This window comes from Salipiger sp. HF18 (assembly GCF_011806505.1).
GTDB lineage: Bacteria > Pseudomonadota > Alphaproteobacteria > Rhodobacterales > Rhodobacteraceae > Salipiger > Salipiger thiooxidans.
This window is the reverse complement of record NZ_JAATOS010000143.1, coordinates 1-8,933: the sequence shown is the minus strand read 5'-3', so window position 1 is coordinate 8,933 and position 8,933 is coordinate 1. Positions and strand designations below refer to the sequence as shown.

Here is an 8,933-nt window from a genome sequence, read left to right as displayed (position 1 = left end):
CGGCGACCGGTTCATCCCGCGGCAGCCGTGGCTGTTCGCGCTGTCGGCGGGCTTCCTCGTGCTGGTGCTGGCATGGCGCTACCTTCCGGGGTTGGGCGAGGTGCTGAACCACCAGATGTCGCTGCTCGGCAAGGCCGGTGCGCCGTTCCACGTGGTGTCTCATGACAAGACCTTCGTGGCGGTGCCGCGGATGCTCCACGCGCTGGCGCTGGCCTACGTGCTCTCGGCGATCCCCGCCATCCGCAGACTCTGCGGCCACGAGATCGCCTCGCCGCTGCGCCTGCTGGGCCGGCACGGGCTGCTGGTCTTCGCAACCGGCACGCTGGTGTCGCTCGCGATGCAGGTGCTGCTGGTCGCCGCGCCCAACCCCGCCATCGTCGCGTGGCTGGTGCTGCCGGTCGGGCTGGTGGTGATGCTGGGCGCCGCCATGATCGCCGAGCGCCGCCGCGACCGGGCCGCCGAGGCCGCGAAGGCCGCCGAGCTGGTGGCTCGCATCGCGCCCCGTCCCGGCACCCTGCGCGCCCCGGGCAAACCGGCGCTCTGACCCCCCCTTCACCGGCGGCCCGATCGCGGGCCGCCGACACCCTGCCTCCGTGTGTTGATACAATGCCGGCCTTGTGGCCGGGCCTGCCGGTGGTACGTTCGTCCGCGTTCCGCCGCAGGAGAAGACCATGCCCAAAGATGCCCCGCCCGCCACCCGCTACACCTCTGCCCACTGGGGCGTTCGCGAGGTCCGGGAGGACGCGGGCGGAGTGACCCTGCACGCCCTCGCCGACGATCCCTGTCCGAACGCCATCGGGCTCGACCAGCTGACGCCCGAGGTGCAGTCCGCCCGCGTCCGCCGCCCCGCCGTGCGCGAGAGCTGGCTCCGCCACGGCCCCGGCGCCGCCCCCGAGAAACGCGGGCAGGAGCGGTTCGTCGAGGTCGAATGGCACCAGGCGCTCGACCTGGTCGCGGCCGAGATCGACCGGGTCCGGCAGGCCCATGGCAACGGCGCCATCTTCGGCGGCTCCTACGGCTGGTCGAGCGCCGGGCGCTTCCACCACGCGCAGAGCCAGGTTCACCGCTTCCTCAACGCCGCCGGCGGCTACGTCGCCCACCGCAACAGCTACAGCCTCGGCGCGGCGACGGTGATCCTGCCGCACGTGCTGATGAACATGCACCGGCTGATGGAGTGCCACACCGACTGGCAGACCCTCGCCGAGGAGTGCGAGCTCTTCGTCACCTTCGGCGGCGTGCCGGACAAGAACGCCCAGATCTCGGCGGGCGGCGTGCGGCGACACCACCTGCCGCGGGCGCTTGGCGTCATGCGCGAGAGCGGCACCGAGTTTGTCAACATCGGCCCGGTGGCAGACAATCTCGCGCCCGAGACCGAGGCGACGTGGATCCCCGTCCGCCCCAACACCGACACCGCCTTCATGCTGGCGCTGGCCTACGTTCTGGCCGAAGAGGAGCTGCTGGACCGGGCGTTCCTCGCCAGCCATTGCGTCGGCTTTCCGCAGTTCGAGGCCTACCTGCGCGGCGAAAGCGACGCGTGCCCGAAGACGCCGGACTGGGCGGCCGAAATCACCGGCGCCCCTGCCGAGACGATCCGCGATCTCGCGCGCCGCATGGCGTCGCATCGCACCACGGTGAACATGTCGTGGTCGCTGCAGCGCGCCGACCATGGCGAGCAGCCCTGCTGGATGCTGGTGACGCTGGCCGCGATGCTCGGTCAGATCGGCCTGCCCGGCGGCGGGCTCGGCATCGGCTACGGCGCCGAGAACCTGCTCGGCAGCCGGGGCCGGCGCCTGCCCGGGCCGACGCTGTCGCAGGGCATCAACGAGGTCTCGGATTTCATCCCCGTCGCCCGCATCGCCGACATGCTGCTGACCCCCGGCGGCCAGTACACCTATGACGGCACGACCCGGACCTATGCCGACATCCGGCTGGTCTACTGGGCCGGCGGCAACCCGTTCCACCACCACCAGGACCTGACCCGCCTGCGCCGCGCCTGGGCCAAGCCCGAGACCATCGTGGTCAACGAGCAGTACTGGACCGCCACGGCCCGGCACGCCGACATCGTGCTGCCCGCGACCACTGCGCTCGAGCGCGAGGACATCGGCTACGGCACGCTCGAGGAGCACATCGTGTGGATGAGCCGGGCCTCCGAGCCGCTGGCCGAGGCGCGGGACGACTACGCCATCTTCTCGGCGCTGTCCGAGCGGCTCGGCGTGGCGCAACGCTTTACCGAGGGGCTCGACGCCGAGGGCTGGCTGCGCCGGCTCTACGACGAGAGCCGCCAGCGTATGGGCGGCGAGGGCGTGGACCTGCCCGAGTTCGACGTCTTCCGCGAGCTGGGGCTGATCGAGCTGCCGTCGGGCGACGGTACGGTGATGCTCGAGGACTTCCGCCGCGATCCCGAGGCGCATCCGCTCGAGACGCCCTCGGGCCGGATCGAGATCTTCTCTGACACCATCGCCGCCATGGGGCTGCCCGATTGCGGCGGCCATCCGATGTGGTTCGCCCCGCGCGAATGGCTGGGCGCCCCCGAGGCGCAGCGCTGGCCGCTGCACATGCTCTCGGACCAGCCCAAGGGCAAGCTGCACAGTCAGCTCGACCACGGCGCCACCAGTATGGCGACGAAGCTCGACGGGCGCGAGCCGCTCTGGATGAACCCCGCCGACGCCGAGGCGCGTGGGCTTGCCGAGGGCGACGTGGTGATGGTGCACAACGACCGTGGCCGCAGCCTTGCCGCCGCCATGCCGGATGCGCGGATCATGGCGGGCACGGTGCGGATGGCGACCGGCAGCTGGTACCACGAGGTCGACGGGCTCGAGATCGCGGGGAACCCGAACGCGCTGACCGCCGACCGGGGTACCTCGGGCCTGTCGCAGGGCGCGGTGGCGCAGAGTTGCCTCGTCGAGGTGGTACGGTTCGAAGAGACCGCGCCCACCCCCGCGCCGTGGTCGCAGCCGGCCTTCACCAGCGCCTGACCACCGGCACTCCGGATCGCGCCGGACTTTGGCTGGGCCTGACCTTCGGCACTCCGGATCGCGCTGGCCCTCACCAGCGTCTGAAGTTCGGCACCATTCTGAAGTTCGACACCATAGAGTGCGGTGTCTTGGCCGACGCCTGACCAGCTGCCGCTTCAGATCGCGCCGCCCATCACCGGGCGGCGCCTTTCCTTGAAAGGCGGAGGCTCAGCCGAGGATGCGCGGCAGCCGCAGCCCGTGGGCGCGGGCGCAGTCGATGGCCTCGGGGTAGCCCGCATCCGCGTGGCGCCAGACGCCCGAGGCCGGGTCGTTCCACAGCACCCGCTCGAGACGCTTCGCGGCCTCCGGCGTGCCATCGGCGCAGATCACCACGCCTGCATGCTGCGAAAAGCCCATGCCGACACCGCCGCCGTGGTGCAGCGACACCCAGGTCGCACCCGACGCCGTGTTTACCAGCGCGTTCAGCAGCGGCCAGTCCGACACGGCGTCCGAGCCGTCGCGCATCGCTTCGGTCTCGCGGTTGGGCGAGGCCACCGACCCCGAGTCGAGGTGGTCGCGGCCGATCACCACCGGTGCCTTCAGCTCGCCGCTCGCCACCATCTCGTTGAACTTCAGCCCGGCCCGGTGACGGTCGCCCAGCCCGATCCAGCAGATCCGCGCGGGCAGACCCTGGAAGGCGATGCGCTCGCGCGCCATGTCGAGCCAGCGGTGCAGGTGCTCGTTCTCGGGGAACAGCTCCTTCATCGCCTGGTCGGTCTTGTAGATGTCTTCCGGATCGCCCGAGAGCGCCGCCCAGCGGAACGGACCCACACCCTTGCAGAACAGCGGGCGGATGTAGGCGGGCACGAAGCCCGGGAAGGCGAAGGCGGTCTCGAGCCCTTCCTCCTTGGCCATCTGGCGGATGTTGTTGCCGTAGTCGAGCACCGGCACGCCTGCCTCCCAGAAGCCGACCATCGCGGCCACGTGGTCCTTCATCGAGGCCCGCGCGGCGCGGTTCACCTCCTCCGGCGCGCTTTCCTGCTTCTCGCGCCACTCGGCCACGGACCAGCCCTTGGGCAGGTAGCCGTGGAACGGGTCGTGTGCCGAGGTCTGGTCGGTCACGATGTCCGGGCGCGGGCCACCGTCCCGCATGCGCTTCAGCAGCTCGGGGAAGATCTCGGCGGCATTGCCGATGAGCGCCACGGACTTGGCCTCGCCCGCCTTGGTCCAGCGGTCGATCATCGCCAGTGCCTCGTCGAGGTCATGGGTCTTCTCGTCGCAATAGCGGGTGCGGATGCGGAAATCGGCGCGGGTCTCGTCGCATTCGACGGCGAGACAGCAGGCGCCCGCCATGACCGCGGCGAGCGGCTGTGCGCCGCCCATGCCGCCGAGACCGCCGGTCAGGATCCACTTGCCGGTAAGATCGCCGGCATAGTGCTGGCGGCCGGCTTCGGCGAAGGTCTCGTAGGTGCCCTGGACGATGCCCTGCGCGCCGATGTAGATCCAGCTGCCTGCGGTCATCTGGCCGTACATCATCAGGCCCTTGCGATCGAGCTCGTTGAAATGTTCCCACGTGGCCCAGTTGGGCACGAGGTTCGAGTTGGCGATCAGCACGCGCGGCGCGTCGGCGTGCGTGCGCACGATGGCGATGGGCTTGCCGGACTGAACGACCAGCGTCTCGTCCGCCTCGAGATCCTTGAGGCTCTCGATGATGCAGTCGAAATCCTCCCATGTGCGGGCGGCGCGGCCGATGCCGCCGTAGACCACCAGCTCGTGCGGGTTCTCGGCCACGTCCGGGTGCAGGTTGTTCATCAGCATCCGCAGCGGTGCTTCGGTGAGCCAGCTCTTGGCGTTCAGCTCGGGGCCGGTCGGCGGGAAGATGTCGCGAAGGTTGTGATGGGGGCTGTTCATGGCGATGTCCTTTAGGGCGGGCGTCGGCTCAGGCAAGGGTCGGGGCGACGTCGATCAGGTCTTGCAGGATGGGTTTGAGAAGCGCGCGCAGGGCGTGGGCCTTGTCCGGGTCGAGCGTGAAGGGCGGTTCCTCGGAGCCGAGATGGCTCGCCTGCGCGAGCTCCATCTGGATGGCGTGCAGCCCCTCGGCGGGGCGGCCGTAGTGCCGGGTCGTCCAGCCGCCGCGGAACCGGCCGTTGAGCACGTGGCTCCGCCCCGAGGCGGCGCAGCGGTCGAGCACCGCGAGCTCGACGGCGGCGGCACAGGTGCTACCCATGTCGGTGCCGATGTTGAGATCGGGGAGCGCGCCGTCGAAGAGCCACGGGATCACCGAACGGATCGAGTGGCAGTCGTAGAGGATCGCCACGCCGTGGATCGCCTTCACCCGCTGCAGCACGGCCTTGAGCGCGGCGTGGTAGGGCACGTGCTACGCGGCGAGTCGGTCGGCGATATCGGCCTCGGTCGGGCCGTGGCCGTCCTTCCAGATGGGGGCGTTGTCGAAGGTGGTCACGGGGACCAGCCCGGTGGTGGTCTGGCCGGGGTAGAGCGAGGCCCCGGTCGGGTCGCGGTTGGCGTCGATCACGTAGCGGTGGGCGTTGGCCTGCACCGCAGTCACCCCGGGCACGAGGTCGCGGTAGAGCGCATTGATATGCCAGTCGGTGTCGCGCAACAGCCGCCCCTCGTCGTTGAGCCGGGCGCAGATGTCCTCGGGCACGTAGGTCCCGGTGTGCGGGAAGGCGAGCACAAGCGGGCTGTCGCCCCGCGTGACGGTGACGGGGGTCATCGGGAGATCTCCGGCAGGGTGAGCGTGGCGGTCAGCGCGCCCTCGGCCACCAGCGCGCCGGCGGCCTCCATGTCGGGGGCGAGGTAGCGGTCGGGGCCGAGCTCGGGCACGCGGGCGCGCAGCGTGTCGATGACGCCCTGCAACGCGGGCGAGGTGCGGAGCGGCCCGCGCAGCGCGATGCCCTGCGCGCCGGTCATCGCCTCGACCCCGATGATCCAGAACAGGTTCTGCGTCATCGGCAGCAGGCGACGGGCACCGTGGCAGGCCATGCTCACATGGTCCTCCTGATTGGCGGAGGTCGGGGTCGAATCCACCGAGGCCGGGTGCGAGAGTTGCTTGTTCTCGCTCATCAGCGCCGCGGTGGTGACCTCGGCGATCATCAGCCCCGAGTTCAGCCCGGGCTTCGGCGTCAGGAACCCCGGCAGGCCGTAATTGAGCGCCGGGTCCACCAGCAGCGCGATGCGGCGCTGGGCGATGGCGCCGATCTCGGCCACCGCCAGCGCGATCTGGTCGGCGGCAAAGGCCACCGGCTCGGCGTGGAAGTTGCCGCCCGAAACGATGCGCCCGTCCGACAGCACCAGCGGGTTGTCGGTGGCGGCGTTGGCCTCGATCTCGAGCGTCACGGCTGCCTGCCGCAGCAGGTCGAGGCAGGCGCCGCCCACCTGCGGGTGGCAGCGGATGCAATAGGGGTCCTGCACGCGCTCGTCGCCATCGCGGTGGCTGTCGCGGATCTGGCTGCCCTCGAGCAGCCCGCGCAGGCTGGCGGCGACGTCGATCTGGCCACGATGGCCGCGCAGGGTGTGGATCTCGTCGGCGAAGGGCGCGGTCGAGCCCATGGCGGCGTCGGTCGACAGCGCGCCGGTGACGATGCTTGCCTGCAATGCCCGCTCGGCCCGGAACAGCCCGGCCAGCGCCAGCGCGGTCGAGACCTGCGTGCCGTTGATCAGCGCCAGTCCCTCCTTGGCGACCAGCGCGATGGGCGCGAGCCCGACGCGGGCCAGCGCCTCGGCCCCGGGCAGGCGGTCGTCGCCCACCCATGCCTCGCCCTCGCCGATCATCACCGCGGCCATGTGGGCCAGCGGCGCGAGGTCGCCCGAGGCGCCGACCGAGCCCTTCTCGGGGATCACCGGCATCACGCCCCTGTCCAGCATCGCCTCCAGCAGCGCCACCAGCTCGGGCCGCACGCCCGAGGCACCCCGGCCCAGCGACATGAGCTTCAGCGTCATGATCAGCCGCACGATTTCGGGCGCCAGCGGATCGCCGACGCCGCAGCAATGCGACAGGATCAGGTTGCGCTGCAGCGTTGCCACGTCGCCCGGCGCGATGCGGATCGAGGCGAGCTTTCCGAAGCCGGTGTTGATGCCGTAGACTGCCTCGCTGCCCGCGGCGACCTCGGCCACGCGGGCGCAGGCCGCCTCGATGCCGGGCATGGCCTGCGGATCGAGCCGCGCCGGCGCGCCTTCCCGGTAGATTTGTGCGAGAACGGGCAGCGTGACGCTGCCGGGGGTGAGGGTGATCATACGATCTCTCCCTTGAAGACACGCCATTTCAGCGGGTTGAAACCAATGCGGTTGACGAGCAGCGCGACGCTCTCGGCCTCCCACAGCGCGAAATCCGCCGAGAGGCCCGGCGCGATGCGCCCGGTCTCGGCGCCCAGCCCGAGGGCCGCGGCGGCTACGCCGGTGACGCCGTCGAGGCATTCGGGCACCGTCAGGCGAAACAGCGTCGCGCCCATGTTCATGGTGAGCAGCAGCGAGGTCACGGGCGAGGTGCCGGGGTTGCAGTCGGTGGCGAGCGCCATCCGGACGCCGTGCTCGCGGAAGGCCCCGACGGGCGGCAGCTGCGTCTCGCGCAGGGTGTAGAAGGCACCTGGCAGCAGCACCGCGACGGTGCCCGCCGCGGCCATCGCCACGGCGTCCTCGGCAACGGCATATTCCACGTGATCCGCCGACAGCGCCCCGTGCCGCGCGGCCATCTGCACGCCGCCCGACCGGGTGAGCTGCTCGGCGTGAAGCTTGACCGGAAGCCCGAGCCTGGCGGCATGGGCAAAGAGCGGTTCGAGCTCGTCGGGCGAAAAGGCGATGCCCTCGCAGAAGCCGTCGACCGCATCCACCAGCCCTTCGGCGTGGGCCATGTCGAGCCCGGCGATGGCCACCTCGCGGATGTAGTCGGCGGCGCGTCCGGCATAGGCGGGGGGCAGGGCGTGGGCGGCGAGCCAGCTCGTCACCACGCGCACCGGGCGGATCCCGGCCAGCCGGCGCGCGGCGCGGAGCATGTTGAGCTCGGCCTCGATCTCGAGCCCGTAGCCCGACTTGATCTCGACCGTGCCGACGCCCTCGGCCAGCAGGTGGTCGAGCCGGGGCAGGGCGCTCGCGACCAGTTCGTCGACGGAGAGCGCCCGGGTGGCCGCCATGGTCGAGGCGATGCCACCGCCCTCGCGCGCGATCTGCTCGTAGCTTGCGCCCTCGAGCCTCAGCTCGAACTCGCGCGCGCGATCGCCGCCGTAGACCAGATGCGTGTGGCAGTCGATCAGCGCGGGCGTCATCAGCGCGCCGCCGCAATCCACCAGCTCTGCGCCCGCGCGGTCGAGCGTCGCGCCAACGGCGACGATCCGGTCGCCCTCGGTCAGCACCTCCAGCGCCCCGGGCGTCACGCCCGCCGCGCCGGTCACCACCCGCGCATTGATCCAGAGTTTTCGCATCACGTTCTCTTTCCTCATCCGTAAAACAAGTATATACATATTTTACGAAAACGGCGGAAGCCCCATTCTTGCCGCCAATCTCGCGACCCCGGAGGGACCATGAAACTTGCAGCGAAGCGGGCGCTCCTGCCCGGGGGATGGGCCGAGGACGTGCTCGTCACCGTCGGGGCCGGGCGAATCGTCGCGCTGGGCAGGGGGCAGGACGCAGAGGCGGATCAGGTCGACCTGCTGCTCCCCGGCGCCTCGAACCTGCACAGCCACGCCTTCCAGCGCGGCTTCGCCGGCCTGACCGAAGCACGCGGGCCGGGGCGCGACAGCTTCTGGACCTGGCGCGAGATGATGTACCGCTTCGCCCTGCGGCTCGATCCCGACGGTGCCGAGGCCATGGCCGCAATGGCCCAGGTCGAGATGCTCGAGGCCGGCTACACCCGCGTGGGCGAGTTCCACTACCTCCACCATGACTGCGACGGCCGCGCCTATGCGGACCCCGCCGAGATGTCGGCGCGGATCTTCGCGGCGGCAGAAGACACCGGCATCGCGCTCA

General features: G+C 70.8%; 5 protein-coding genes and 2 pseudogenes. 3 read left to right on the top strand and 4 right to left on the bottom strand.

The features are described from left to right. Together opgC and HC022_RS13305 are read left to right on the top strand one after the other, a co-directional pair. Positions 1-544: OpgC domain-containing protein (gene opgC, locus HC022_RS13310; protein WP_167452760.1), on the top strand; the 544-nt coding region annotated here is incomplete at its 5' end. A 127-nt stretch (positions 545-671) separates the two neighbouring features. Continuing rightward, positions 672-2,975, top strand: a complete 2,304-nt coding sequence (locus tag HC022_RS13305) for a molybdopterin-dependent oxidoreductase (protein WP_167452759.1) — start codon at positions 672-674, stop codon at positions 2,973-2,975. 207 nt (positions 2,976-3,182) lie between these two features. On the opposite strand, the gene hutU is transcribed toward HC022_RS13305, so the two are convergent. The 4 genes and pseudogenes from hutU to hutI form a co-directional block, all read right to left on the bottom strand. After that, a complete protein-coding gene (gene hutU, locus HC022_RS13300; protein ID WP_167452758.1) occupies positions 3,183-4,865 on the bottom strand; it encodes a urocanate hydratase in 1,683 nt (560 codons plus the stop codon). 28 nt (positions 4,866-4,893) lie between these two features. Then, positions 4,894-5,688, bottom strand: a pseudogene (gene hutG / locus HC022_RS13295) (N-formylglutamate deformylase). Next, positions 5,685-7,208, bottom strand: coding sequence for a histidine ammonia-lyase (hutH, locus tag HC022_RS13290; protein WP_217703976.1), 1,524 nt, complete (start codon positions 7,206-7,208; stop codon positions 5,685-5,687). Before hutH ends, hutG begins: the two are co-directional and overlap by 4 nt. Beyond that, entirely contained in the window at positions 7,205-8,389 is a 1,185-nt protein-coding gene (gene hutI, locus HC022_RS13285; protein WP_167452756.1) for an imidazolonepropionase, read from the bottom strand. The genes hutH and hutI overlap by 4 nt, the downstream gene beginning before the upstream one ends. A 99-nt stretch (positions 8,390-8,488) precedes the next feature. On the opposite strand from hutI, the pseudogene HC022_RS13280 reads away from it, so the two are divergent. Next, positions 8,489-8,933, top strand: a pseudogene (locus HC022_RS13280) (amidohydrolase family protein); the annotation flags it as partial.